Source organism: Peribacillus sp. N1 (assembly GCF_054600815.1).
This window is the reverse complement of sequence record NZ_BAAHZO010000001.1, coordinates 268,732-295,264: the sequence shown is the minus strand read 5'-3', so window position 1 is coordinate 295,264 and position 26,533 is coordinate 268,732. Positions and strand designations below refer to the sequence as shown.

The window sequence follows — 26,533 nt, the reverse complement described above, 5'->3', positions numbered from 1 at the left end:
TGGAGATATAAATAAACCGTTTTAAAGTCGCAATATATTTCTCGTCCCGGTCGTCAACGCTTACTTTATGGGCAATTGTGCGTGCTAGGTGAACAAAGCACGTTTTGTGCGTGAGAATTTTCAAAAACACAAAATTTCAATGTTACGCCTTATAAGACACTCTTGTAAACAATTTCAATAATTTACAGTTCGAACATAACCTTTGTAAATACCTCTTTATTACTTATGATCCGTTCAAACATTTCTGGTCCCATCTCAAGGGGAACACGATGAGATATAAGAGGTTTTACTTGTAATTGTCCTGTATTCATACAGTGAATGGTTGCATGAAACTCCCTACCGGGGAAAGGCGAGGATATGGCGTTCCATGACCCATAAACATGTAACTCTCGACGAACTATTCTTTCAAAATAGAAACGGTCAATCGGCACATCAGCATACGGAATACCCATAAAAACTACTTCTCCCCCTTTTTTTGGTAAGGCGAATATTTGAGCAGAAGTAATGGGAGATCCGGCAGATTCAACTGCCAAATCAACTCCATGCCCGTTAGTAAATGTCATGATTTGTTCAAATGTATTTCTATCTTTCGGATTTATTAATACATCGGCTCCAACTTGTTTAGCTAAGGTTAATTTCTCTTTTTCAATATCAATAGCATATACTCTTTCTGCACCAAAAATTTTTGCCCATTGGATTACAAGTAATCCAATTGTTCCACATCCCATAACAGCAACAGAGTATCCTGGCTGCATGTTTGTTTTAAAAAGTCCATGAAGCGCAACTGCAGATGGCTCGACAAAGGCAGCTTCTTCAAAAGAAACACTATCTGGGATACAGATAACATTTTCTCTTGGAACCTTCACGTATGTAGCAAATCCGCCGGGGACTTTTGCGCCTGTTACAAGTAATTCAGGACATGCTGCAAAGTAGCCTGAACGACAATACTCACACTTTCCACAATAAAGCGCAGGACATACAGCCACTCGAGCGCCCACATGCAAATCCGTTACATTATCGCTAAATTCAACTACCTCACCAGCATATTCGTGTCCCCAAATGTTACCGGGAGTCACAGGGCCCAATTTTTTATAACGAGAAATATCTGAACCACAGATACCTGCATTTCTTACTCTAATAATAACTTCATCGTTCTGTTCAATTGTTGGCGGAGGAGACTCTTCATATCTCAAATCCTGAATTCCATAGAAACATAATGATTCCATTTCCAATACCACCTCCGTACTTACTGCATCCCATAAAATTTAATTACAGCATCAGCTGCTTTTCTTAAAGCTTTCATGTGTTAAGCATCAAATCTCCGTCGACTTATATAAATCAAATTCTCTTTTTATTTTTGAGAGTGGAGTATACATCCTGTTAAAGTACTCATCATACAGTTTAAAATTTTCTTGTGATGGAAGATACCTATCAAATGAATTAACGTGTATCTGGTCAATAAAGTTTTGCTTTAATGCTGCTAACATGGCGCCGCCTTTTGAAACAGCTTCCTCTGTTTTATAAGAAAGTACTTCGCAGTTAAGAATATCTGCTTTTAACTGTAGCCATAATGGGTTTAATGTGGCCGGGCCAATAACTTTAATACTCTTGATATCTTGATCTGTTAGATCTATATATGCGTCTTTTAAATTTCTCAATTCGAAGCATAGGCCAGCAAAAATCGAGTATAAAATATCTCTCTTTTCTGTTTGGTCCTGTATTCCATATAAGATTCCTTTAGAATGAGAATCACGATGAGGGGGACCACTTCCTCTTAAATGTGGAATAAAAACCAGCAAATTTTCTATAAACTCCTTCGAGTTTTTCTGGTATTCTTTATATAATCCATCACTCATTTGAGTTAATTCATCAAGAGAGGATAAAAAATTTCTTGTAAACCAATTTATACTATAACCAGCTGTTGGCATTGATCCATAGAGACTGAACAAATTGTCTTTTACATATAAACCATTTGAAATAGCATTTTGCTGAAAGTCACTATTTAAAAATGATTCTTTTTTCAATAAAAGTAATCCTTCTGTTGTTCCAGTTGAGTTTAGCAGTTCCTTATCCACATCCAAATTAGTAATTATTGATCCTGCCATATGATCGTGACCAGCTATTGAAATAGTTGTATTGGGACTTAATCCAACCTCAATAGCCAGAGAATCTTTAAGAAAAGAAATAGCTGTACCAGACTCAACAATAGTAGGAAACGTTTGAACTTCCAGTTCAAAGTCTTCAATTAAATGTTTTGACCATTTTCGGGTAGACATATCTAGCAGTAACGTTCTGGATGCAAGGCTCACATCTGTCGCGTATATTCCAGATAGCTTAAAAGCAATAAAACCTGACAAGCATGTCCATTTTTTAAATTTTAGATATTGATCAGGAAAATGATCTCTAATCCAAAGTAGCTTGGTAAGACTATGATTACTGTGAGAGACTATCCCAGTAATCTTATATATTTCTTCCCTTCCAACAATATTGTTGACTAGTTCAGCTTCAGATTTAGAGCGAGGATCATACCATGTAATGGTGGGTTCTAAGATTTGATTATGTTCGTCTAATAAAACGATAGTTTGAGCTGCACTGGCTATCGAAATAGTTTTTATCTCTTTTGGGTTTTTAATTTTTTTTGAGAGAACGTAAAGCCCTTCCTTCACACCCTCCCAAATTTTATCCATTTCAAACTCTGATTCTTTTTCATTCCATTTAGTAGGAGTAGAAAAACGATACACTTCCACTAATTCGAAATTTGGTAATTGAAATAGACAAAGTTTTACGTTAGTTGTTCCAATATCAATTCCAATTACATACATCTTCAACCCCATCCTTTAGAAACATTATCTATTTAAAGTGCTAAATTTATTAATAACTACTTCTTTAACCTCAGATTGTGCTTCTAGCAATACGCTAATAAGGTTATATTCATTTGGGTTTTGTTCATACCGTTTACCGACAGACGCAATAAATCGTTTACGAAGATCACTCGCAAGATTTATTTTGCGTACATTGTAATTTTTTAATTGCTTTAATATATCATCAGGAATTCCAGAGCCTCCATGAATGACTAATGGAATCTCAACAGTATCTGCTATTTCACGAAGTAATTCCAGGTTAATTTTTGGTTGTTCATCTAAACCATGAATATTTCCTACGGATACAGCTAAAAGATCGATTCCTGTACGCTCTACAAATTCTCTTGCAAGGTTAGGATCTGTTTGTGCCGAATCATCACTCTCGTGATCATCTTCTTTGCCACTTAATTCTCCTAATTCAGCTTCTACCGAAACTCCTCGAGCATGGCAATACTCTACAACTTCTCTAGTAAATTGAATATTTTCTTCATACGGTAATTTTGAAGCATCAATCATGACAGAGTTAAAACCAGCTTCTACGGCATTTTTTACATCCTCAAAGGTCATGCCATGATCTAAGTGTAAAGTTACAGGCACTTCTACTTTCTCCGCAGCAGATTTTACAATATTGGCAATGTAATCGTATCCAGACAGCTTAACGTTTGTAGGAGCAATTTGGACAATAACTGGAAGCCCTGCCTCTTCTGCTCCCCTGATAATAGACAGTGTCATTTCTAAATTGGTAGTATTAAAGGCTGGAGCAATAAGATTTTTCTCTTCTAATAATTGTAAGAACGATTTCATATTTACTAATGGCATACTAAATCTCTCCTTATAATTTAATCTACAATAACTACTTTCATAACTTCTTCATCAGGACTTGCGGCAAATGTAATCGCTTCGCCTACTTGATCAATGGCCATTTCATGTGTAATCATTTTTTCTGCATCTATTGTTCCATTTGATATGTTTAAAATAGCTTCCTCAAATTCATATGGGGATACACTGTAGGTACCGACTATTGATATTTCGTCCTTAAAGAATCTTCCTGCATCAATAGTCACTTCAGGATACTTTTCAAAGGGAGAAAAACAGATTACTCGTCCGCCGCGTCTTAGCAGTTGTACTGCTTCTGGTAACAGAGAGGAAACACCTGCAGCAATGATAACAATATCTACACCTTGATTATCAGTAACCTTATCAACAACATCCTTGAGACTATCATTTTTAATATTTACTGTGTAATCGATACCAAACTCTTTAGCTTTTGACAGCTTATACGAAGAAACGTCAGAAATAATTACATTACTTACATCCTTATGTTTTAGGAGTTGGCCATGAATCACCCCGATCGGTCCTGCCCCCATAATTAAAACATTATCTCCAGGACGTATTTCTGCAGCTTTTTGTCCATGAATACAACAAGCTACTGGTTCTGCTAAAGATGCGTGCTGGTAGCTCATACTGTCAGGAATTCCAAAAAGTAAATGGCGTACATGTTTTTCAGATAATCGGATATATTCTGCAAAGCCGCCAGGATCAATATTCGTTTCTCTAAATTCAGGACAAAGTGTATAATGCTGTCGTTGACAATAATGACAAGTGAAACAGGGAACATGGATAGCACCAACAACTCTGTCTCCAATTTTAAATTTCGTAACACCTTCCCCTACCTTAACAATCTCACCTGCATATTCATGCCCAAGAACAGTCCCTGGATTAACGGTTTTATGAATTGCTTTGTGAATATCCGTCCCGCATAATCCACAGGCTTTTAACTTCAAGAGTACTTCTCCGAAACCAATTTTTGGATCTTCAACTTCTTCTATTCGAAAATCATTAACATCGTGAAATGCAATAGCTCTCATCATTAGATCTCCTTTTTAAGAATAAGAGGCGAGGTACCTTACTAAAAGCATTGTCCCTTTAGTTAGCAAGCAAGTACCTCCTTATCTTTAATAAACTAACTTCAGATAGTCTAAGAAACATCCTTCAATTTACCATTCTCATCAAAATCTTTTTTGGTTATTTTATATGCCGACCAAATAACAAGACCTACAACTGGAATGGCTCCAATAGCATAGATATTCCCTTGGGATAACATGACCATCCAATAGCGGAATGGATTACCGCCGTCTAAGAAGCTGTTCACCAATTCTGATGCCCCTTCTGGGAATTGGAAATTAATACTTTTTGCTACTTGCGTAACAAGTGGAGCCAGATAAGAAGCGATGTATAAGTTTGCGATAATAACTGGTATACCAATAATAATTGATCGTATAATATTACCTCCGCAAGCAAGAACAATCATTGCCATTGGCACAGTTAAAGTTGATAAATCACCTAGTGGAATAATCTTATTTCCTGGAAGAATAACAGCTAGCAATATTGTAATTGGTGTCATCAATAAGGCTGTTGAAATAACTGCCGGATTACCAATCGCAACTGCAATATCAAGTCCGATGGTAATATCATCCCGATCAGGGAATCTCTTTTTTAGCAAGGCACGAATTGCATCAGACAGTGGGATTAAACCCTCCATAAGGATACGAACCATACGAGGCATAATAAGCATAACTGCTCCCAAGTTCATTCCTAATTTCAATACTCCATCCGCATCGTATCCTGCGAGAATTCCAATAATAATTCCCAAAATCAGACCGATCATCATCGGTTCACCAAATACTCCGAAGCGTTTTTGAATTGAATCTGGATCAGCTTTTAAGTTCCTTACCCCAGGTATGGAACCAATAATTTTATTTCCTAATACTCCAACTGGAAAAAATATGACTGCCGATAATGTGGGAAGGGAAATACCAGGCAAATTAAATCGTTTCTGTATATATGGAGCAGACCAATCAGCCATTTTAAGAATTGTGACTGTAGCTATGGCGGCAGCAAGCAATCCTAAGAAAAAGTTACCTGTTGCACTATAAACTAGCGCCCCTGCAAAGGCAAAATGCCAGTAGTTCCATAAATCAATATCGACAGTTTTTGTCCAACGAAGCATTATCATGGCAATGTTTAGTAAAACAACCATAGGAATTACAAACGGTGCGATTGGTGATGCAAAAGCAATTGCAGCAAGTGGCGGCCATCCAGTGTCGACCACTGGTAAATCAATTCCTGTTCTATCCACCATAGCTTGAGCTGCAGGTCCAACGCTCTCAATCAGTAGATTAAATATTAGGAAAATTCCAACAAAACCCATACCTATAATTACAGAGGATCTTAAAGCCTTCGCTGGTTTAACTCGAAAACAGATCGCTAGTATAAATACAACAATTGGCAACATAACCGTAGGTCCAAAACTAAGAATGTACTGGAATGCTTCTAATATCTGTTGTCCCATTTAGTTCACCCCTTCAACAGTTTAATAATTTTATCAAGCAGCTCTTCTTCTCCAACCCCTGTAATAATAGGTAATGCGTTGACAAGAGGTGTATTTAATTTTGTTTCTACTTGTGAAGTTACTACAATTAAATCAGCTGAGTTATCTAGTGAAGGTAATTCCCCTATGATTGCCTGTTGATACACGACATCAATCCCATGGCCTTTACAATGCTCTACTACTTTCTCTGCTACTACCGTTGAAGTTGCAATCCCACTCGAACACGCAAATACAATATTTTTTTTCATTTTGAAAATCCCCCAATTATTATTTATTGATCAGCAAATCTGTTGTCCGATTTAGTTCACCCTTTTAACAATGTAATAATTTTATCGAGCAATTCTTCTTCCCCAACGCCTGTAATAATAGGTAATGCGTTGACAAGAGGTGTATTTAATTTTGTTTCTACTTGTGAAGTTACTACAATTAAATCAGCTGAGTTATCTAGTGAAGGTAATTCCCCTATGATTGCCTGTTGATACACGACTTCAATCCCATGGTCTTTACAATGTTCTACTACTTTCTCTGCTACTACCGTTGAAGTTGCAATCCCACTCGAACACGCAAATACAACATTTTTTTTCATTTTGAATTCCTCCTGATTTATTATTTTACTCTGCAGTCAATTTCTCTTCTAGATAACTATAAAGATGGGTCTTAGACATACTCGAAATTTCACCTAGAGACCCTTCTTCTTTAATTAACTCAAAAATTTGTTTTAGAATATTTAAATGCTTTGTACTTTTCGACAAACCTAGTAGAAAAATGACTTTCACATTAATACTATTGTTTTTATCCACCATATCTTGAAATAATATTGGTTTATCCAAAACAGCTACAGCAATAGAATCTTGCTTAACATGTTGGGGTTCAGTGTGGGGAATGGCAATTCCCATGTCATAGGTTTCCAAGCCCGTTGGAAAATTTTTTTCTCTTTTTATCAAGCTTTCATAGAAACTATCATGGATAAACCCTTGATCTAAAAGTGAGTCTGCCAGTATCCTTAATGCCTCCTCTTTATTGGATACTTCTAGATCAGTGAAAATAGATTTTTCTGAGATAATAATTTTGGACATTTTCTCGCTCCTTTCGCTTTTTTCATTTAGAAAACTTCTCAATAACCGAGAATATTTCTTTCTTTGTTTCTGCATCTTTTATTTTTTGTATATCTTTTTGGCTCTCTGCCATTCTTCTAAGCTGTAATATAGGGCGAATATGTTGTTCCTTATCCACTGCAGCAATAACGCAAATAAGCTTTACAAAATTCCCACCTTCAAATTCCACTGGTTCATTCAACTTTAAAAAGCTCATACCTACTTGATAAACATCGTTTTCTGGTCTGGAATGGGGAATGGCAATATTTTTTGCTAACATAATATATGTACTATCGTTTTGATATTGTTCGATCATTGCCTCCACATAGTTATGACCAATACAATTGTTTTTTAACAAAGGTTCTGAAGCAAACCATAAAGCTTCTTTCCAATCTTTCACCTTATCTCGGATGTTGATTGTTTCATCATATACTAGGTCCTTAAGCGTTAATTTTGATTTTGTTTCAACATTCGTAGCACTTACAAAGCTATTTTTATTAAAAAAACTACTTAAACCTTTCAATAACCCACTGGAATCTTTGACCTCAGCATGTTTACTAATGACTTGTATAAGTTCGTTTAAATCTACATTGTTAGGTACAAGCCCATATTTTTCATGAAGTATAGTTTTCCTAATCTCGTTTTGCTCTCTCTCATTTATTAAAGATGGAACAATATACTGTTTAATATCAGTAGGTAATCTTTGTGTAGTAAATAAGACATCAATTTTTCCCTTATAATTAGAAAACTCTCTGTGGGACATAGACTCAAGGAACATAAACTCAGGAAATAGGGATTTTAAATTTACTTGCAGTAATTTTGATACTGATACACCATTAGGACAGACAACAGCTGCAATTTTCTTGTGGTTTAGTTGAACACCATGTTGAGTCAACCATCCACCAACAATCATGGTTAAAAAGGTACTCTCACTCTCAGGGATGGGACAGCCCATTAAGGATTCGATAGGACTAGCAGATACCTTGACAATCTCATGTAGATCCTCTAATTTCTCATCGAACTTAATAAACATTGACGTCATCAAACCTAAATTATATTTGATTCTATAATAGGCCGGCTTTACATGAAGGAATAACTTATCTATCAATTCCTGTTTGTTTGGAATATCAATAGCACTAATATTTTCAATAATTTTAACCATCTCAAATAGTGAGCTCTTTAAGTCTGACAACTTATTATCATTCAGAACTTGAGATGAAGATATATTCATAGTTAAAAGCTGCAAAGTAAGAAAAAGTAATTCCTTAGGTGGTATAACCTCAAGTTCAGAGAAAACTTTTGTTACGGCATGATATTCTTTAGTTTCTTTAAGATCAGAGAAATCAATATTAAAATTAGGCTCAAGGATTTTCCCTTGTTTCACTCTATTTATCCAAACAGCAATAATATAAGGTAGTGTCACTAACCTCTCGTCCGTAAATTTTATACTTAAGTGAACTTCAATCTGCTCAAGTTTTTTACGAAGAGTTTCCACCTCTCTATCCTTAAAAGAGGAATACTGTAGTAGAACCTTTTCCCCTTTATAGAATGAGACTATCGACTGGATGACCGTAATTAGTAATCGTCGTTTATCAAACTCTTTACCTTGAATTCTGTAACCGCTTTGGCGTGAGTAAATAATTTTAAGCTGATATTTTTCCAACTCGTATTGAGCTGCCTTTATTGTCCTTAATACAGTATTCTTACCAACTCCAAGCGCTGAGACCAAATGAATTAATGACAATTCCTCGTCTCTACTAAGTAGCATGAGAAGAATAACGGCAATACGCTCATTCTCAGAAAAAATATATATCTCCACATCATTATCATCATTATCAATTGGGAGTATATGCTTTAATGACGAAGAAACAATGAAATTTCCAGTTTTCGTTCTTTCAATTTTTGTTTGGTCTAAACTGCTTAACCAATTATTGATCTTTTCAAAGCTATAATTAATCTGACGCCGATTAATTCCAAGTTTGCTCTCTAAAACCGATAATGTTGTGTTTTGATTATTTAAAATTTCTTGTAATAATTTCATGCTTCTTTCATCAATCACTTAATACTCACCTCCTCCTTGACTTTATTGTAAGCGTTAGCATCATTGTCGGTATACACTATTTCATCCCCTCTTTTTGTATGTGCATTGATTCACATAAAAATATTGTTTTAATATTAAATTATTTTAAAAAACTTTACGTCAAGTAAAACTATTACTAGTTTTGTATTGCGGAAGAATTTTCACATCACAATCAGAATGAGTTGGTTATTTGGCGCAAGCTAGTAAGATCCCTGAAAGATGATTAATACTATTATCGAACCGACTATCCAATACTTCTGCTTATCGTTTTTCATCATTTCTTCTGCCTTACATTCACAGTCGGTTAATACAGTCTTTGGTATCATCTTTAATGCAATAATTATCCCTAATTGAACAAGAAATAGTAACCAAGAACGGGTATAAAATCAGGTATTAGGTCGATCGGACTGAATGCATAAGCTACAACACAAGCCGTAAATACTTTTGCATACCAAGGCACCCGTTCATCTTTACAAGCAAAGTAAAGGATAAAAAATCTGTCGTTTTGAATTTCTCGTCCAGTCTTAATATTCTCTATCATATTATCTCCTAATAATACCTAATAATAGTTAAGCTTTTATTCCTATTATAACAAAATAGGATTTACTAAAGATTGTTATTCCACTAACCTAATCATTAAACTAATCACGATTCCTCTATAATTCATAGGATTTCATAGCGATATCATTATCCATTATCTATGTAAGTTCAGCATTACTCCTCAAGGATAGGGATTTATCGAATAGCAGTCTTTACCTTTACCTTTGCCCTAGCATTGCAAGTACTTCTAATCATTAATGTTTGTGTTCAAAAAAAGGCATGCTCCCTTTTTCGGGAGTCATGCCTTTATGTAAGGAAAATAGATGTTGCAGGAAGTAACTACCCTAGCCATTTCTATCAACATTCTAAATTAAATGATAGGTTTGACTTTGTATAGTATACTTATTGATTTTTTCCATGCTTGGTTCAAAGCCAATACCGGGCAATTCTGGAACACTGATTATTCCGTTTTCCACTGTTACTTCAGGGTCAGTAATATCTTCTGCCCAATAGAGGGAGGAAGCTGCGGTATCGCCGGGAAGCGTGAAGTTAGGCAGTGAAGTGATTGCAATATTATGTGCTCTTCCGATGCCTGATTCCAGCATACCCCCACACCAAAGCGGAATTTCATGTTCAAGACATAAATCATGAATTTTCCTGGATTCAGTCAAACCTCCGACACGGCCAATTTTGATATTAATAATTTTACAGCTGCCCAATTTAATAGCTTTCCTTGCATCCGCTAATGAGTGAATGCTTTCATCCAGGCAAATAGGTGTTTTTAACCTTGACTGTAAATCTGCATGGTCAATGATATCATTATAGGCAAGCGGCTGTTCAATCATCATTAAATTAAAATCATCCAAGACGGATAACCCGTCAATATCTTGTAAGGTATAAGCTGAATTTGCATCTGCCATGAGCGGGATATCAGGATATACTTTTCTGACCTTGTCTATTAATTCAACATCCCAGCCGGGTTTGATTTTTAGTTTAAAGCGTTTATAGCCTTCACCGAGTCGAGCTTCTATTATATCTAGTGTCGAATCAATCGAATCCTGTATACCGATGCTTACCCCCACTTCAATTTTCTTTTTTGTTCCACCTAACGCATTTGAAAGAGAAGCACCCTGTTTTTTGGCATACAGATCCCAAACAGCACCCTCTAAAGCGGCTTTTGCCATGTAATTGCCGCGAATATGGGTGAAATATTTTTCGGAAATTTCATCAGGATGCTTGATTTCATTTTTAAGGATAATTGGAATTAGATAATCTTCGAGTATATGCCAGTTCGTTTTTAAGGTCTCTTCATTATACAAAGGGTCGAGCATCGCAACCGATTCAGCCCAACCGGAAATGCCATCATCACTTTTTGCTTCCACAAGGATAAAATCCCGATTGTATTCCGTCCCAAAGCTAGTTGTAAAGGGGTGAAGCAAGTCAAGCTTCAGATGCCTTAAAATAACTTGTTTAATTTTCACTAGTAGATTCTCCTTTTGGGGATAAAACTGTTTGCCCCAGTATTTTTAATAGCTGACAACAGCATATTGTTAATTCATATGTAAATATAAACCTGCTTATTTCCTTGATAGCACATAAAACTGAACGGGAATTTCCGTCATGGAATTCTTCATAAAATCTGTTACCTGCCATCCTTGCTGAAATAAATCACTAAAAATGTCCCTCGTTTTCATCCGCCATTCATTAGCCGCTTGAATATTTGTGGCTCTTATTGTTCGGAAGTCCTTTGGAATGGCCACAAAAGCTGTATCACATTTTTGTTCAGGCAGCGGAAGAGTGAAAGAAGGAACAGGCACTCCCTCATCAATGGCATCCCATTGGATAAGCGAGTTTTCTATCACAAAGTCCAACGGTAATCCTTGTCCGTTAGAATCCGTTTTCTCCTTTTTACCAATATGCCATTCGACAAGAAAGCGGTCAGAAGGAATTCCGCTGTTTAATAGATCTTCCATTTCACCATAGCAGTTTGGTATATAGGTGGAACATACCCCGCCAAGCTTGGCTATATTTAAATACCCATTAACACTTTCTAATGGATCGTATGTCCAGGTAATAAGGGAATAGCCGAGCTTTATCGCCTCGTCACGTTGTGCTGACTTTAACTTTTCCCCTATACCTTTGTTGCGAAATTGCTCATCAATTCCTAGAATATGTGAACAAAGATAGGCTGATTGCCCATTGAATCCCGGAAAGCTGTATTGAAATCCAATCAGCTTCTCCTCGCAATAAGCTCCTATAACCAAACCTCCGTTTTTCACAGCAGTTATGGTTTGGTGTGAAGGGATTGAGTCGGTTTCTCCCCAAATGGCGGATTCTAGCTTTCTTACTTCCTCTAGCTCTTCAATTCGATGAAGAGAACGAATTGCAATTTCATGTGTATTCGTCATGGTAAACCTCCTATGAAAAGCACAAGCGCCTTGATCGGCCCAACATAAGATGGACAAGTAAGTTCCACAGCTGACGGCTTATCTTGCAAGGCGCTGGAGCTATCTTTTAAATACTTTATGTTTACGAAATACTCTCTTATTTGTTATTCCACTTTACTGAAATCAGCCTCTTGCAATGGAATCACTTTTGTCCTCTTTACGATTTTATAACCTAGAAAAGCCAGGAAAAATAAAGGAAGCCCGATATAAGAAATTAAAATTCCATACCAGTCAATCTCAGGACCGAAAAATGCAGAGTAATTTTGCCCCAGGATAGCCGTAACACATAAAAATGTCGCTAATATCGGACCAAATGGATACCATTTTGATACATACGGCAAATCTTTTAAATCTCTTCCTTGTGCTATATATGCCTTCCGGAATCGATAATGTGTAATCGAAATTCCTAACCAGGATAAAAAGCCGGATAAACCTGCAGCATTCAATAACCAATTGTAAATCGTACCTTCACCGAAGAAAGAGGTCAGGAAAGCTGCCATCCCAACGATGGTAGAAAAGTACACAGCATTCACTGGAATGCCGCCTGAATTCACCTTTTTTAGAAACGAAGGAGCTTTGCCTTCTTTCGCCAGCACCCAAAGCACGCGAGAAGCTCCGTACATGGCCGAATTGCCCGCAGAAAGAACGGAAGTAAGAATGACAACATTCATAACAGAGGCAGCGATGGCTAGCCCTGCGTTTTGAAAAACTAGTGTAAAGGGACTTACCGCAATATCTTCAATATTCGAGCTTAACAAACGCGGATCATTATAGCTTATTAAAAATCCAATCACGATTATTGCCAATACATAAAACAAGAGCAGTCTCCAGAAAATTTGCTTAATGGCCTTTGGTATATTTTTTCTTGGGTTTTCACTCTCGCCGGCTGCAATTCCTACTAACTCGGTGCCTTGAAAGGCAAACCCGACCACCATAAAGACACTTATAACGGATAAAAAGCCTCCTTTAAACGGTGCCTCCCCTTTGGTGATATTTTCAAAACCTACAGCATCCCCTCCCATGATTCCTACAATCATTAATAACCCTACTGCGATAAAGATGATAATCGTCAAAACCTTTATAATGGCAAACCAGAATTCTGATTCTCCATATCCTTTTACCGATAAAATATTAAGGCCAAATATGAGTGCAAGAAATAATGCGCTCCAAATGATGCCCGGAACAGAAGGCAGCCAATATTTCATAATAAGGGAGGAAGCTGCTAATTCCAATGCGACTACGATTGCATTGTTATACCAATAGTTCCAGCCGATCGCAAATCCTAAAGCCGGATCGACAAACCTTGATGTATATGTACTAAAAGAGCCTGTAATAGGAATAAGGGCAGCCATTTCGGCTAAGCTTGTCATCAGGAAGAAAACCATGATTCCGGCAATTATATAGGCGGCTACAGCTCCTCCCGGACCCGCAGTATGAATAATGGAACCGCTTGCTAAAAATAGCCCTGTTCCAATGGTTCCGCCGATTGCGATCATTGAAAGATGCCTTGGTTTGAGTTTTCGCTCCAGTTGTTTTTCTTCAGCAGCTGTTTGGTCCCCGGTTTGTGATGTTAGTGCGGTATTTTCCATAAAACACCCCTTCATTAATTTTCTAAGTTATTCTCCTGCCGTCATCAATACTGTGTTAATTAAAATTTTCGTTCCATAAATTAGTGCTTTTAAATTGAACATCATATCCGGATGGTGCAGACCAGGCGTTAGATCGCAGCCTAACCCTATCATGGTTGCTGTTAATTCAGGATTTTTGGCTGTATAAAAATGAAAATCCTCGCCTCCTTGAGAAACACAGACCGGAACGACATTTTCCGCCCCAAGGATATCTTCTATTGCGGCCTCAGCCAGCTTTATCGCTTTTTCATGCAAGGTTGCAGCGGGGACATATTCTTCGGCTGACCAGGAGATGGATGTTTCAGTTTGTTCCATTGTCTGGTCAATAGCATCCTTCGTTAAGCGATTCAGTTCATTCATTACATCATTAGACTGCGCTCTGGCATCAATAGCAAAGAAAGCTGTTTCCGGGATGACGTTTGATGCTTTGTTGTTTGTTTCAAATTGAGTCATTTTGATGGAATAAGGAGTTTCGGTTTCCAGATTAAGCTGCTGTAATTTTTGGACAAGCAAAGCTGCTGCCTCGATTACATTTATTCCATCTTGCGGACGGGAAGCATGGGCCTGAATGCCTTTGATTGTTCCCCTTATTGTTTCGGCTGAGCCATGGACAATGACGGGGGAAGCCTTCATATAAGGAACTTCCGTACTGGGTCTTACATGAATCCCGAATAAATATGTAACATTCTCCAACGCGCCATCATTGATCATTTGAAGAGCGCCTTCCCCTTTTTCTTCCGCAGGCTGAAATATAAATCGGAGAGTGTGTTTAGGCCGGATTCCGCAGGAGGCAATGGCCAATGCTGTATATAAAACCATTGTGCTATGTGCGTCGTGTCCACATGAATGATTTGCCTTTACAACTCCATCTACTTCCTGAACAAGCGCATCCATATCAGCCCTTAATGCCACAATCTTTTTTGAGATGCCTGGAATCTCGGCAATGATTCCAAAATGGCTCTGAAATGTTTTTACGGTTATTCCCGCGTCCCTAAGACATTTTAAAATATAGCTAGACGTTCTTTTCTCCTGCCAGCTTGGCTCAGCCAAGGAATGCAGGTCATGATAGGACTTTAACAATAATTCTTGATGCTGATCAATATATTGAATCGGGTTCATAATGATGCACCTCCCCCTTTACATGAATTTAAACTCATTCATTAAACACTTCATAACTTGAATATAGCCTTTCTAATTTTTGCTGATGGGTATATATCCGTTTTGCGTCTTTTTGATGTATGCCTGCAATAACCAAGTCCAATAAGCTAATGACGGAAGCGATTGAATTCGTTCCGGTTTCTGCGTTTTCTTCAGTTGTCAGTGCAATATCAGAGATACGGCCAACAGGTGACAGGAGGCGGTCTGTAACTGAAATTAAACAAACTCCTTGTTCTTTTGCACACTCCGCAACTGTTAATGTTTCATTCGCATATCTTGGAAGGGAAAAAACAACTATCACAGATTTGTTAGTGAGATTACAAAACTTTTCATAGAAGTCGCCTGTTGGTGAACATAAACTTACATTTTCCCTTAATGAACTTAACGTATAGGAGAACCAATAGGCGGCGGCATGGGAAATACGATGCCCTGCAATTAATATTTGGTCAGCCTTGATCAAGACATCGACCGCTTTCCATATATCCTGAACGTTCGTATGATCTAATAGATGTCTTAAAATATGAACTTCGTTTTCTATCACTTTGGTAAATGGATCTTGCTTGTCATCAATGCTAAGAGTGGAATCACTATTGGATATATCCGATTGGTTTTGGTGCAGCAGCTGTTTTTGAATTCTATCCTGCATTTTACTAAACCCTTCAAATCCCAATGAATAGGAAAACCGAATGACCGTTGTTTCACTAACCTCAGCTTCCCGCCCAATTTGAAAAGCCGTTTTAAAGGCAGCTTGATCCAAATTTTCAATCAGGTAAGCGGCAACCTTTTTTTGACCTGTCGATAGATGGTCAAATCTTTCTTTCACTAATAATTTAAATGGTAGATTTTCCACAATATCACTCCTTTCTGGTGAATCAAATACTTCTTTTTAATGAAATGATGAAGGTAATACTTCTTTATTTTATACACTATCACAATTTAATTAGAAAAAGAAGAAGTTTTTGATTTTTTTGATAATTATTAACTTCGAACTTCCCTACAGTTTTTTATAAAATAATATTCCCGTAGATTTCAGAAATCCGCTCCCTTTCCGCCGACTGTCTGCCAAGCCTCCTCGGCCCAAGCGTCTGTGGGGTCTAGGCTAGCCAGTTTTTCGGCAGGAGTGTCGCAAATTTCTTCAACCTAATATGGATCACAGTACAAAAACATGAAGGATAATCCAGTCTTAAACTTGGTTCGGAATGGACCAGCCTGGCAGTTTTTATTTAAAAAACGTTCCCGGTGATTAGATCGGAAGGTGCGAGACTCCTGCGGGAAAAACGTGTAAAGGAGAGACCCCGCAGGCGGAAGCCGAGGAGGCTCCCCAGACCGCCCTCGGAAAGCGAGTACCTGAAGTGGGAATCAAATCCACCACCATATTACATTTCTTGGTTCGGGTCTCTAATTACTTTATTTGTAAAATCAATAACTTCATTGACATTAAGATATATGTTAGAATATTCTGTAGTTTCAACTTATTCAAGGGGGGCTATTTAATGGGGGAATCATCTAAAGGACACGAACTTTTACAAGTTATAACGGAAGGGAAACAGCCTCCGAATTGTGATTTAACGTTACAGATTAAAGCAAATTATGCCCAGGATGGAATTGCGAGAGGTGTATGGAAAGTAGATGAAAAGTTTATTAACGGAATTGGTGTAGCAATGGGTGGATTTGTCACTTCTGCAGCAGATATTATGATGGCTTATGCGATATCATCTAAATTAAGCATCGGACAATCCTTCGCATCGATTGATTTACATACTACCTTTCATCGACCAGTAAGATTAGGCGACGTACAAGTTGAAGCAAAAGTAGACCGAATCGGAAAAAAAACAGCTTATGTACTTGCAGATTTATTTCAAAATGATAAAAAAGTGGCGAGCGTTGTGTCATCAGTTATGATCCTTTAAACCATAAAAAAAGCATGTTGCACAAAAAAGCCCTTCGTAACATGCTTCTTTCATTTAGACATTCGATAAAATCAAGAGAGCACAAGATTCACCGCTTCGCCTAATCACCTCATTGTAAATCAATTTTATATTTTCTTTGGATAGACACCTCATCAAACAAGCCATCGCAGCACAGGGCTTTGGAGATCCATGGTGAATAGACCGTAATCAATGACGACCATTTCATCATTCTCGTTATATCCGACATTATCTAAACGCAAATCTATTGGGATAATACCGTGCCTCAGGAATTTTAATTCCAAACTGATCAGTTTCGTATATTCCTTGATTGCAAACGGCACTTTCGTGTCTACCTTCTTCATGATAATCCAGCCCGTCCCATGCTCCTTAACCGGACAAATATCCTTTTTGACTGCCTCATTACAGTTATTATAGATATAAGCTTCATTTGCATTGCTTATTAGTCCTACTTGTGACAATGCAATTTTTAAAATATAGCCATTATTTAAATCATAGACGACCCGATTAAAACCATACCCGATCATTTTATACTTGAACTTTAGCGTTTTTCTGGCGGTAGATACTAATTGTCCAGCGGTTATATAAATTTGGAATTTCCCTATTTGAGATATCCATGACTCAATGGCTTTTATCTCTTGCATGGACAGCATTGCACTTTTATTCGGCTGATGTAACCTTTCCTTACCATAGTTAATTGGCCACAACATTCCCTAAACGTCTCCTTTTTTTAAGATTTATTACTAGAGAGATGGGTTTCCAGTGAGCTGTTACAATAAGAAGATACGATAATAAGTAAAAGATTGTGTTTTGAACATTTTCTGAAAACAAACCACTATTACCCAGTTTCTTACGAATCTCTCTTCGTAACAAGATATGATATTTATGAAAAATGGCTTGTACAATTACTGAGAAATTAACATACAACAAGAATGCCCTGGTATCCCAATGTGTCCAACTCTTCCCATCCGTTGATTCACCTTCCTATACCTTAAGAAAGAGCAGCTGAATTATAGTAAAGTCCGTTTTCCTTTAACAAAAGATATGAAAAGACAGATGACAAATAGTTTGCCATCTGTCCAGCTATACTTTACTTCGACTTTGAATTAATAAAAATTAAATTTTTTTAAAAGTGCGTATGAAGATCAACTAAAAAACTTAACCATCCTCTTTATACTTCAATCCTAAAGCTGTGAGTTCACACAAGGGTTATGTTCGGCTTACAAAAGCGCATTTTTGATCACATACATTAATTTATCTCACTTATTCAAAAACTCTTCTAATTCTTCAGAAGTTGGATAAGAAGACTGTGTACCACGTTTTGTGACACTTAAAGCAGCATATGCTGTAGCCATTTTTATAGCATGAAGTACTTCGCCATTTTTCACAAAGAAATGTGCAAAACATCCTATAAATGCATCTCCAGCGCCAGTAGTATCATTCGCAGTTACTTTATGTGACTCGACAGTTTGAGTTTTTTCCTTTGTTACCCACATGACACCCTTGCTTCCCATTGTCACAATGACATTTTTTACTCCTTTTTTAATTAACCCGGACGCTGCTTCTCTAATTTGGGCCTCAGAGGCCACAGGCATTCCTGTTAAAATCTCCAATTCGCTCTCATTCGGAATAAAAAAGTCACTTTTGCACACATAATCAAAATCAAGTTCTTTTGATGCCGGTGCAGGATTCAAAATGACCGGAATGCCATGCTCATAACCAAATTCAATTGCACGGTAAACGGTTGGAAGCGGGATTTCCAGCTGAAGAACAATTAACGAGGCTGTCTTAAGTTTATCAGTTGCTCGCTCCACGTCTGCCGGCTTCAGGTGTTGGTTTGCTCCCTTAATAATCAGGATGCGATTTTTTGATTCTTGATCGACAAAAATCGGTGCAACACCGCTTGATATGCCGCTGACTTTATTGGTAAACTCAGTATCTATTCCGTGGCTTTCGAGGTTTTGAATGGTGTTATCGGCAAAGAGATCATCGCCAACCTTTGTTACCAACATAACTTTTGAGCCCATTTTGGCAGCTGCCACTGCCTGATTTGCTCCTTTCCCCCCACATCCAATCTTAAAGTCAGGCGCCTCAAGTGTTTCTCCTTCTTTCGGCATCTTATCAATGTATGAGATCAAATCAACCATGTTAGATCCAATTACTGCTATATCCATTTCCTTTTCCCCCTTATTTCTTCCCGGTTATAATCGTGAAAGACCTCTCTTCCCCTACTCCGAGCGTAATCAATGTTCCAGCTTTTTCTGCAGCATTGAAGCCTTCTGGACGGCATGTTGCAGGCAGCACGAATGATGCAACTTGCTGATTTGCATTATGTAATACCCACCTTGTGGCATAATTCAATTCCGCTGTTGAAAAACTTGTAAAGAAAGTAACTCCATCGGGAGAAGCCATTTCAAACTCAACTTCTTCCTGATATAAATTCAGCTCATCCCCAAAAAATACGATCTCTGGATCATACATTTCCGGATTGTTTAATACTGTGAGCGATTCTTCGCCATTTAGCAGCTTCTTATTATAAACCAACCATTTTTCTGTCGGCTTTACATGACCTGGAATCGATTCTCTAAGCTTGAAAACACCGTCTGGAATGTTCTGCTTCATAACTGCATTTTCTAAATATGAATAGTTGGTGTGGCACATATACTGAAGTGGCATTTCTGCACCCGATAAATTTTTTACATTCATGCTCATTTTAATAAAACCTTTTTCTTTGAACATTTCAACACTCGGAGTGGCAAGATAATGGTGACCGAACCCTTTGACATACTCTGTCTGACCAATTACTTTTATACCAATATCCGTTACTTCAATCCAAGCTCTATCCATCTCGGCACATGGCATTTCTCCATGCATTTCATGGTCATCATTCGATCCCGGACAGCCATTGCTGATTAATCCAGAATGAAAGGCAAAACATCCATATGTATCTACGATCCTCTCAACCTTTTTAGGTTGAGAGAACATGCTCTTCATTTTAAGATCTACACCGTCAAATTCCAAATCCCAAATCATCTGACCCATATATGGGAGGACAACCATTCTTCCTCGTGAATTTGTTAGCTCAATCGCTTCAATACCTGATGGATAGCGGAATAAGTTTACACCGAATTCATTGTTGGTAAAAAAGACTGTTTTGTTCTCCTTAAAATAGTCCCGTTGCAGTTCAATTGTTCCCATCATGCTTTCCATCATGCTTTCCATCCCTTTCCTAATTATATCCAAAAAGGACAGCAAAGTTTAACTGTCCTGGTCAGATGACAATTTTCTAAATTAGACTGATTCCACTGGCTTTTCTGAAGGCTGGACCGATGCACTTTGCTTTTTCATTTCACCGAAGAAATAGCAACCGACGTAGATAAAGCATGCCATCGATACAAGAAATGCTAATTGCATGGAACCGAAGAAATCAGATACAAACCCTTGAACTGCAGGGATGACCGCTCCGCCTACAATAGCCATGACGAGGATTGCTCCTGCCGTTTCTGTATATTTCTTCTCTTTTATAACTTCAAGTGTTTCAGCATAAATCGTCGCCCAGCATGGTCCAAACAGCATGCTGACAGCAACTGCAGCGTACACTGCCGTCATGTTCGGAACAAAAGCCACATACGCAAGAAGAGCTGAACCAATGATGGAGTAGCTAACCAATACCTTAGATGGAGAAAAGCGGGTCATCAAGAAATTGGCTATGAACTTACCTACAAAGAAAGCACTAAAGCTATATACCATAAAGGTTGAAGCTGTACGCTCGTTGATGTCAGGATTTAAATCGAGCGCAAGCCGAATGGTAAATGACCAAACCGTTACTTGCATACCGACGTATAAAAATTGTGCAGCAATTCCGTTCCGGAAGCGTTTGTTTCCACCTAAGTATTTCAGTGTTTCTATGATTCCAGGTGTTTTCCCTGTAACTTTGCTGCTATTCACTTCCGGCTTACAGGACGGGAACTTAGTGAAAATAAACAGTACAAGTATACCGATAAGGACAAAAATCATATATCTGTAGGGTTCTAGAGTATTTTCAAGCATTTTCAATCCAAAAGCCTGTGCCTCCGCAGGAGACATAGTCGCCAATTGCGCCTCAAGACTTGCTCCTTTCTGGAAAACAAGGTATTTCCCAAGTAAAATTCCTGAAATCGCACCAATTGGATAAAATGTTTGGCTAATATTCAATCGAAGAATCGCATACTTGCGCGGGCCAATCATGGAACTATATGTATTTGCAGCTGTCTCAAGAAAACCTAAGCCAATTGCGATGGAAAAAATAGCAAATAAAAACATTGTATAGGTAGCCATATGCGAAGCTGGGTAAAACAATGAGCATCCCACAATATAGAAAAGCAAGCCTGTAATTATGGCAAACTTATAATTAGTTTTCTTTATTACCATTGAAGCAGGTATAGCTATCAGAAAATATCCTCCATAAAAAGCACTCTGTACTAAAGCACTCGCAAAATCACTTAACTCAAACACATGTTTGAACTGTGCAATCAAAATATCGTTCAAACTGGCAGCTACCGCCCATAAAGGAAAAAGCAAAGACAACAGGATAAACTGAAAAAAAGGTGTACGATTCAAATAACCATCTGGCAGCTGAATTATGTTTTGTTTTTTCATTATCTAACATCCCCTTGTGTCTATAGTTTTTTTAAGCGCTTATGCAATTCTTAATCAGAATCAGTATCCATCCAATACTGATTCACCTTTCATAATCCTCACGCCCGAGCTTGCACCGACACGAGTAGCGCCAGCCTCAGCCATCGACTTCAAATCTTTTAAATCACGAATTCCCCCGGATGCTTTTACACCAGCCTTATCCTTAACAATCTTATGCATTAATGCAACATCCTCTACCGTTGCTCCCCCTGTTGAGAATCCAGTAGATGTTTTCACGAAATCGGCGCCTGCACGAAGTGAAATTTCGCAAGCAAGAACCTTCTCTTCTTCAGTAAGCAGTGATGTTTCGATGATCACTTTGACAAGTGCCCTTGTTTTAACAGCATCAACCACTGCACGAATGTCAGCTTCAACCTCCTCATATTCGCCTGATTTCAATAAACCAATCGCTATGACCATATCCACTTCTTCGGCGCCATTTTGAATAGCATTCTCTGATTCAATCACTTTTACTGCAGTCGTTGACGCTCCTAGAGGAAAACCAATGACTGTACATACCTTCACATCGCTTCCTTTTAGCTCCTCTGCTGCCGTTTTCACCCAGACTGGGTTTACACAAACGGAAGCAAAGCCATATTCTCTAGCTTCTTCACAAAGATTCACTATCTGTTCTTTTGTTGCCTCAGCCTTTAAAAAGGTATGGTCAATCATTTTTGCAGTACTCATTTTAATCTCTCCTCTTTCTCTAGTTAAAATAAAACGCTTTCAATATATAAAAAGGTATCGGGCGACCAGATGGGTTAAACTCCTAGTCCCCTTTTCATATAATCAAAATGTATGATCCACTGACCGGCAAGAATCCCTGATTTTAAGCTCTGGAGACAATAGATACTCCCGCTTCGGAAGCTCTCCTTTGAAACAAATCCGCTCATGCAAAAGCATAAAGGCAATCTCTCCTATAGCATTCATTGGCCTTGCAACTACACTAAGTTTCGGGCTCAAAAATGTCGCTATATCCACATCATCAAAACCTATAAATGACACCTCGCTGCCAAGCCTCCAGTTTAAATCGGCCAGCGCTTTCATACAGCCGATAGTCATCATATTGTTGGAAGAAAAAATAGCAGTTGGCCTATCATCAAGCTCAAACAGCTTTTCAGTACACTGATAGCCACTTTGCTCTCCGAAATCTCCATTAATGACATATCGTTCATCCAATTCAATGTTGTAGTCATCTAGGGCATGTTTATAACCCAAGAACCGTTCTAGCCCAGGGGTCGTGTTCTGTGGACCGCATATAATCGCTATCTTTTCATGCCCCTGAAGAATCAATTGCTGGACAGCCTGATAGGCCCCCTTCTTGTTATCAACAAGAACAGTATCCACTTCAAATTTTTTGATGCTTCGATCAACTGCTACTACAGGAATTCCCTGTTCTTCAAGCAGTTTTAGGTGCTCACCATCTTCATTGGCCGTAGTGATAATCACACCATCCACACCTCGCTCAATAAAATTTCTCACAATCTCTTCCTCGATTTTTGGGGATTCATTTGTACTGCTTAAAATAGTAAAGTATTCTTTTTCACGAGCTTTTTGTTCAATCCCTGCCATAACAAGCGGAAAGAACGGGTTCATAATATCAGGTACAATGACCCCGATTGTATTCGTTTCTTTTCGCTTCATTGTCCTTGCTGCAGCACTGCGAATATAGCCCAGTTCCTCAATGGCCTTTAGAATACGCTCTTCCGTTACTTTCCGAACGCCTCCTTGGTTATTAATGACCCGGGATACAGTTGCAATAGAAACGTTTGCAAGGTTTGCAACATCCTGAATATTTGGCTTTGACTCCATCTTTTAACACCTCAAAATGTAAACGTTTAGATTTTTTTAAAAAAAATGAGTATAAAACAAGTAAAAATCATAAAATTAATTACATTTAAAATGTAAACGTTTAGATTATTCTTGAAATTAGATTACCAGGTTGTTTGTGTAATAGCAAGTTTTTTTGTATGCGGTTACATGGAATTTTTTCACCAAGTCACTTGGATGATTTACTTTCACGTCTTTTTTACCTTTTCTAGGTTACTTCCTTTTTCCGCTTAGCCCTATTCTTTTTTTTATAATGGGTTAAGTTAATCCGCACAAGATGGACCTTTGGGTACTCCCCTTTCCTTCTTTTGCAAAGAAAATGGTATATTATACTTTGACATCAACGGTTTAAGATAAGGAGTGATGAAGTATCCGTAAAAGATGGATCATTTCTTCAATAGTTGGGTTATTGCTTATTTGTATAAGTGTTAATTGCCTACAATTATTTCGGGAGCGATAAAACTGAAAAAGGGAAAAATGCGGAAGCCAAGGAATCCAAGTTTCCTGAGGTGGAGGAATATGGCGGGATCCATCTTAAAAAAGTCGGCGATAAGGTTCGCCAAAAAAATTGGGGATCATTCACATTACTAGAATCGAAGTCTATTAATGAGTCATTTGAATTGGCACCGATGGTCATCACAGTCAAGGATATCCGCAGGATTCAATTATCATCACTCACAGATGAAGCAAAGGAGGAGCTCAAGTCCTATACAGGATTGAGTTTTGAAGAGGCATATTCGTTATATTATAAAGAGAATTTATCCATGGAGGAAATCGATCAACAGGCGGCGTTGTCTAAAACGGATATCGATGAAGAGGTTTCTTATCTAGAGATAACTTATTCTATTGAAAATAAAGATTCGAAGGAACTTCAGTTCTTCAGCATGGAAAATGTTACTTTCAATGATGATCTTACATATGATGTGCCTTCTAAAAATTTCATCCATTCCGGGGATACTTTTATAGGGACAAAAAAAGTAAGTCGATCAGATTACCAACCAGGAGAATTGAGAAAAGGCACAATTGGTTTATTGGTTGATCCAGAGGCAAAATTAGATCGGCTCGATTCCTTTTCATTCACTACCGATGATATAGCGGATGGTGAGTCTCATGAATTACTGGTGGATGGGACTTCATTTGAAATTCCCCTAAAAGAAAAGTAGTTTTATAGTCTATAAACCCTAAATAAGGGGAACCTCGAAAAAAGGTTTCACTTATTTAAGGTTTCATCTGAGCTCACTGATAACTGATATGCTTATCTCTCCCTGGCAATAGGACTCTGCGTTGCTTCCTCCATTAATATTCTGCGCAATATTTTCCCGACAGCTGATTTTGGCAGTTGCTCCCTGAACTCAAAACTTCGCGGCACTTTATATCTGGCCAATCGTTGCATGCAAAACTCCCTGATTTCCTGCTCCGAGACTGACTTTCCTTTCTTTAAGACTATAACCGCTTTTATCGTTTCCCCACGGTATGAATCCGGTACTCCATACACACAAGTCTCTTTTACGGCTGGATGCTGATAAATAATATCCTCGACTTCAATTGGATAAACATTATAACCACTTGCAATGATCATATCTTTCTTCCTGCCTACGATATAAAAATATCCGTTTTCATCCATCGTCGCGATATCCCCAGTGTAAAGCCATCCATCTCGCAAAGCTGTTGCCGTTTCCTCTGGATTTTTCCAATATCCCATCATTACTTGCGGACCTTTAATGATCAGTTCGCCTGTTTCTCCTGCTGGCAATTCATCAACACCTGATTTCAGATCGACGATTTTAGCATCGGTATTGGGATACGGAATTCCGATACTTCCTGGTTTTTTCTGTCCTATGACTGGATTGCGGTGGGTAGTGGGAGATGTTTCTGACATTCCAAAACCTTCCAATATTGTAACCCGGAATTTTTTTTCGAACTGATGAATGATTTCTATCGGGAGCGGCGCAGAGCCACAGCTGCAGTACTTAAAGCAACTTAAATCGTCAGCCGTTATATCCGGGTGATTCAGTAAAGCAATATACATGGTCGGGACACCAGGAAAAATGGTTGGCCTATGTGTTCGAATCAAATCCACTACCTTATCTATTTCAAATCTCTCTAATGTGATATAAGTTGATCCGGCATATATGGCACTATTCAATCGTCCATTACCAAACACATGGAATAATGGGGTCAAGCCAAGCATCCGTTCGCCAGGCCTTTGGAGATGAAGTGCATTCGCCGTGAAGGCAAAGTCTTGGAATACATTCGAGATCAAATTAAAATGCGTAAGCATGACCCCTTTTGATTTCCCTGTAGTCCCTCCTGTATATTGAAGAACAGCCACAGCCTCCTTGGGGTCGATAGCCAGGGCAGGAAGTTCCTTATCTTTCCTTGATAAATCCGTTTCAGTTTCTATTAATTCCTCGGCAGATATGAACGTTAATCTATCAGAAAAACTTGTTAGCACTAATTTCCCCCTTTGTTCCTCACGCCCAATGAACCAATTTGCTTCTGAATCCCGTAATATATAATCCAATTCACTAGACCGATATAGCGGGTTCACTTGAACGACCATACCTCCCAAACGATGAATGGCATAATAGGCAATGATATATTCTAGACAATTTGGCAGCATGATTGCTATGCGATCGTCTTTTTGAAATCCTCGTTTGTCTAAATTCACAGCAAAACGATCTGAGGCATCCTTTAATTCCATATATGTCATTTCCCGATCCCCATCTATTACGGCTTTGCAGGTTGGGTAAAGTTGGGCTGAACGTTCAAGGAGTCCATATAATGACAATGTTGGAATATCAATTTCAGCAGGAGTTTCTTTCGGATAAAATCCATGCCAAGCTCTAGTCAATTTTTTCACACCTCATTCTTTTCTAGTAAAATGGAGCATAGTCAC

24 protein-coding genes are annotated in these 26,533 nt (G+C 38.1%); 2 read left to right on the top strand and 22 right to left on the bottom strand.

Annotation, left to right across the window (positions count from 1 at the left end; all coding sequences use genetic code 11):
• Positions 1–182: 182 nt before the first annotated feature.
• The 15 genes from ACYP5M_RS01390 to ACYP5M_RS01320 all read right to left on the bottom strand — a co-directional run bounded on the left by ACYP5M_RS01390 (position 183) and on the right by ACYP5M_RS01320 (position 16,049).
• The gene (locus tag ACYP5M_RS01390) at positions 183–1,226 is read right to left on the bottom strand and encodes a galactitol-1-phosphate 5-dehydrogenase (protein WP_101221696.1); all 1,044 of its coding nucleotides are present in this window, start codon (positions 1,224–1,226) and stop codon (positions 183–185) included.
• A gap of 87 nt (positions 1,227–1,313) precedes the next feature.
• Complete coding sequence (locus tag ACYP5M_RS01385) at positions 1,314–2,822, bottom strand: FGGY-family carbohydrate kinase (protein ID WP_202190539.1); 1,509 nt, start codon at positions 2,820–2,822, stop codon at positions 1,314–1,316.
• Between the two features lie 24 nt (positions 2,823–2,846).
• Positions 2,847–3,680, bottom strand: coding sequence for a class II aldolase (locus ACYP5M_RS01380; protein WP_427672805.1), 834 nt, complete (start codon positions 3,678–3,680; stop codon positions 2,847–2,849).
• Between the two features lie 20 nt (positions 3,681–3,700).
• Positions 3,701–4,729 carry an alcohol dehydrogenase catalytic domain-containing protein gene (locus ACYP5M_RS01375; protein ID WP_101221693.1) on the bottom strand — a complete coding sequence of 343 codons (1,029 nt, stop codon included), beginning with the start codon at positions 4,727–4,729 and terminating at the stop codon, positions 3,701–3,703.
• A gap of 110 nt (positions 4,730–4,839) precedes the next feature.
• Entirely contained in the window at positions 4,840–6,213 is a 1,374-nt protein-coding gene (locus ACYP5M_RS01370) for a PTS galactitol transporter subunit IIC (protein ID WP_101221692.1), read from the bottom strand.
• Between the two features lie 5 nt (positions 6,214–6,218).
• On the bottom strand, positions 6,219–6,500 hold the full coding sequence (locus tag ACYP5M_RS01365) for a PTS sugar transporter subunit IIB (protein ID WP_101221691.1): 282 nt from the start codon (positions 6,498–6,500) through the stop codon (positions 6,219–6,221).
• Between the two features lie 56 nt (positions 6,501–6,556).
• On the bottom strand, positions 6,557–6,838 hold the full coding sequence (locus ACYP5M_RS01360) for a PTS sugar transporter subunit IIB (RefSeq protein WP_072272825.1): 282 nt from the start codon (positions 6,836–6,838) through the stop codon (positions 6,557–6,559).
• Positions 6,839–6,863: 25 nt separating this feature from the next.
• Positions 6,864–7,328 carry a PTS sugar transporter subunit IIA gene (locus tag ACYP5M_RS01355; RefSeq protein ID WP_157830959.1) on the bottom strand — a complete coding sequence of 155 codons (465 nt, stop codon included), beginning with the start codon at positions 7,326–7,328 and terminating at the stop codon, positions 6,864–6,866.
• Positions 7,329–7,350: 22 nt separating this feature from the next.
• Positions 7,351–9,405 carry a BglG family transcription antiterminator gene (locus ACYP5M_RS01350; protein WP_434169295.1) on the bottom strand — a complete coding sequence of 685 codons (2,055 nt, stop codon included), beginning with the start codon at positions 9,403–9,405 and terminating at the stop codon, positions 7,351–7,353.
• A gap of 367 nt (positions 9,406–9,772) precedes the next feature.
• On the bottom strand, positions 9,773–9,967 hold the full coding sequence (locus ACYP5M_RS01345) for a YkvA family protein (RefSeq protein WP_434169294.1): 195 nt from the start codon (positions 9,965–9,967) through the stop codon (positions 9,773–9,775).
• 364 nt (positions 9,968–10,331) lie between these two features.
• Positions 10,332–11,447 (bottom strand): o-succinylbenzoate synthase, encoded by a 1,116-nt coding sequence (gene menC / locus ACYP5M_RS01340; RefSeq protein ID WP_459734521.1) that lies wholly within the window; start codon positions 11,445–11,447, stop codon positions 10,332–10,334.
• Positions 11,448–11,543: 96 nt separating this feature from the next.
• Complete coding sequence (locus ACYP5M_RS01335; RefSeq protein ID WP_459734520.1) at positions 11,544–12,374, bottom strand: GNAT family N-acetyltransferase; 831 nt, start codon at positions 12,372–12,374, stop codon at positions 11,544–11,546.
• Positions 12,375–12,517: 143 nt separating this feature from the next.
• Complete coding sequence (locus ACYP5M_RS01330; protein ID WP_101221686.1) at positions 12,518–14,002, bottom strand: amino acid permease; 1,485 nt, start codon at positions 14,000–14,002, stop codon at positions 12,518–12,520.
• 27 nt (positions 14,003–14,029) lie between these two features.
• Entirely contained in the window at positions 14,030–15,160 is a 1,131-nt protein-coding gene (locus tag ACYP5M_RS01325; protein WP_459734519.1) for an amidohydrolase, read from the bottom strand.
• 34 nt (positions 15,161–15,194) lie between these two features.
• A complete protein-coding gene (locus ACYP5M_RS01320) occupies positions 15,195–16,049 on the bottom strand; it encodes a MurR/RpiR family transcriptional regulator (RefSeq protein ID WP_459734518.1) in 855 nt (284 codons plus the stop codon).
• Between the two features lie 643 nt (positions 16,050–16,692).
• Here ACYP5M_RS01320 and ACYP5M_RS01315 point away from each other — a divergent pair.
• Positions 16,693–17,109, top strand: a complete 417-nt coding sequence (locus ACYP5M_RS01315; protein WP_459734517.1) for a PaaI family thioesterase — start codon at positions 16,693–16,695, stop codon at positions 17,107–17,109.
• Between the two features lie 152 nt (positions 17,110–17,261).
• Here the strand turns inward: ACYP5M_RS01315 and ACYP5M_RS01310 are convergent, their stop codons facing one another.
• From ACYP5M_RS01310 to ACYP5M_RS01285, 6 genes are all read right to left on the bottom strand, one after another.
• Positions 17,262–17,837: a hypothetical protein gene (locus tag ACYP5M_RS01310; protein ID WP_459734516.1), complete on the bottom strand. Its 576-nt coding sequence runs from the start codon at positions 17,835–17,837 to the stop codon at positions 17,262–17,264.
• A gap of 549 nt (positions 17,838–18,386) precedes the next feature.
• Entirely contained in the window at positions 18,387–19,301 is a 915-nt protein-coding gene (gene rbsK / locus ACYP5M_RS01305; protein WP_137018012.1) for a ribokinase, read from the bottom strand.
• A 13-nt stretch (positions 19,302–19,314) separates the two neighbouring features.
• Complete coding sequence (locus ACYP5M_RS01300) at positions 19,315–20,340, bottom strand: aldose 1-epimerase family protein (RefSeq protein WP_459734515.1); 1,026 nt, start codon at positions 20,338–20,340, stop codon at positions 19,315–19,317.
• A gap of 78 nt (positions 20,341–20,418) precedes the next feature.
• Positions 20,419–21,765: an L-fucose:H+ symporter permease gene (gene fucP / locus ACYP5M_RS01295; RefSeq protein ID WP_137018013.1), complete on the bottom strand. Its 1,347-nt coding sequence runs from the start codon at positions 21,763–21,765 to the stop codon at positions 20,419–20,421.
• A gap of 60 nt (positions 21,766–21,825) precedes the next feature.
• Positions 21,826–22,491 carry a deoxyribose-phosphate aldolase gene (deoC, locus tag ACYP5M_RS01290; RefSeq protein WP_459734514.1) on the bottom strand — a complete coding sequence of 222 codons (666 nt, stop codon included), beginning with the start codon at positions 22,489–22,491 and terminating at the stop codon, positions 21,826–21,828.
• A 102-nt stretch (positions 22,492–22,593) separates the two neighbouring features.
• Positions 22,594–23,616 (bottom strand): LacI family DNA-binding transcriptional regulator, encoded by a 1,023-nt coding sequence (locus ACYP5M_RS01285; protein WP_137018015.1) that lies wholly within the window; start codon positions 23,614–23,616, stop codon positions 22,594–22,596.
• A 443-nt stretch (positions 23,617–24,059) separates the two neighbouring features.
• Here ACYP5M_RS01285 and ACYP5M_RS01280 point away from each other — a divergent pair, with 443 nt between their 5' ends.
• The gene (locus tag ACYP5M_RS01280; protein ID WP_459734513.1) at positions 24,060–24,797 is read left to right on the top strand and encodes a hypothetical protein; all 738 of its coding nucleotides are present in this window, start codon (positions 24,060–24,062) and stop codon (positions 24,795–24,797) included.
• 92 nt (positions 24,798–24,889) lie between these two features.
• Here the strand turns inward: ACYP5M_RS01280 and ACYP5M_RS01275 are convergent, their stop codons facing one another.
• Positions 24,890–26,497: a long-chain-fatty-acid--CoA ligase gene (locus tag ACYP5M_RS01275; RefSeq protein WP_459734512.1), complete on the bottom strand. Its 1,608-nt coding sequence runs from the start codon at positions 26,495–26,497 to the stop codon at positions 24,890–24,892.
• Between the last annotated feature and the right edge of the window lie 36 nt (positions 26,498–26,533).

Excerpts from the sequence above, each read along its gene's own strand:
- ACYP5M_RS01390 (WP_101221696.1), bottom strand. The coding sequence starts at position 1,226 with ATGGAATCATTATGTTTCTATGGAATTCAGGATTTGAGATATGAAGAG.
- ACYP5M_RS01385 (WP_202190539.1), bottom strand. The coding sequence starts at position 2,822 with ATGTATGTAATTGGAATTGATATTGGAACAACTAACGTAAAACTTTGT.
- ACYP5M_RS01380 (WP_427672805.1), bottom strand. The coding sequence starts at position 3,680 with ATGCCATTAGTAAATATGAAATCGTTCTTACAATTATTAGAAGAGAAA.
- ACYP5M_RS01375 (WP_101221693.1), bottom strand. The coding sequence starts at position 4,729 with ATGAGAGCTATTGCATTTCACGATGTTAATGATTTTCGAATAGAAGAA.
- ACYP5M_RS01370 (WP_101221692.1), bottom strand. The coding sequence starts at position 6,213 with ATGGGACAACAGATATTAGAAGCATTCCAGTACATTCTTAGTTTTGGA.
- ACYP5M_RS01365 (WP_101221691.1), bottom strand. The coding sequence starts at position 6,500 with ATGAAAAAAAATATTGTATTTGCGTGTTCGAGTGGGATTGCAACTTCA.
- ACYP5M_RS01360 (WP_072272825.1), bottom strand. The coding sequence starts at position 6,838 with ATGAAAAAAAATGTTGTATTTGCGTGTTCGAGTGGGATTGCAACTTCA.
- ACYP5M_RS01355 (WP_157830959.1), bottom strand. The coding sequence starts at position 7,328 with ATGTCCAAAATTATTATCTCAGAAAAATCTATTTTCACTGATCTAGAA.
- ACYP5M_RS01345 (WP_434169294.1), bottom strand. The coding sequence starts at position 9,967 with ATGATAGAGAATATTAAGACTGGACGAGAAATTCAAAACGACAGATTT.
- ACYP5M_RS01335 (WP_459734520.1), bottom strand. The coding sequence starts at position 12,374 with ATGACGAATACACATGAAATTGCAATTCGTTCTCTTCATCGAATTGAA.
- ACYP5M_RS01330 (WP_101221686.1), bottom strand. The coding sequence starts at position 14,002 with ATGGAAAATACCGCACTAACATCACAAACCGGGGACCAAACAGCTGCT.
- ACYP5M_RS01325 (WP_459734519.1), bottom strand. The coding sequence starts at position 15,160 with ATGAACCCGATTCAATATATTGATCAGCATCAAGAATTATTGTTAAAG.
- ACYP5M_RS01315 (WP_459734517.1), top strand. The coding sequence starts at position 16,693 with ATGGGGGAATCATCTAAAGGACACGAACTTTTACAAGTTATAACGGAA.
- ACYP5M_RS01310 (WP_459734516.1), bottom strand. The coding sequence starts at position 17,837 with ATGTTGTGGCCAATTAACTATGGTAAGGAAAGGTTACATCAGCCGAAT.
- rbsK (WP_137018012.1), bottom strand. The coding sequence starts at position 19,301 with ATGGATATAGCAGTAATTGGATCTAACATGGTTGATTTGATCTCATAC.
- ACYP5M_RS01300 (WP_459734515.1), bottom strand. The coding sequence starts at position 20,340 with ATGATGGAAAGCATGATGGGAACAATTGAACTGCAACGGGACTATTTT.
- fucP (WP_137018013.1), bottom strand. The coding sequence starts at position 21,765 with ATGAAAAAACAAAACATAATTCAGCTGCCAGATGGTTATTTGAATCGT.
- deoC (WP_459734514.1), bottom strand. The coding sequence starts at position 22,491 with ATGAGTACTGCAAAAATGATTGACCATACCTTTTTAAAGGCTGAGGCA.
- ACYP5M_RS01285 (WP_137018015.1), bottom strand. The coding sequence starts at position 23,616 with ATGGAGTCAAAGCCAAATATTCAGGATGTTGCAAACCTTGCAAACGTT.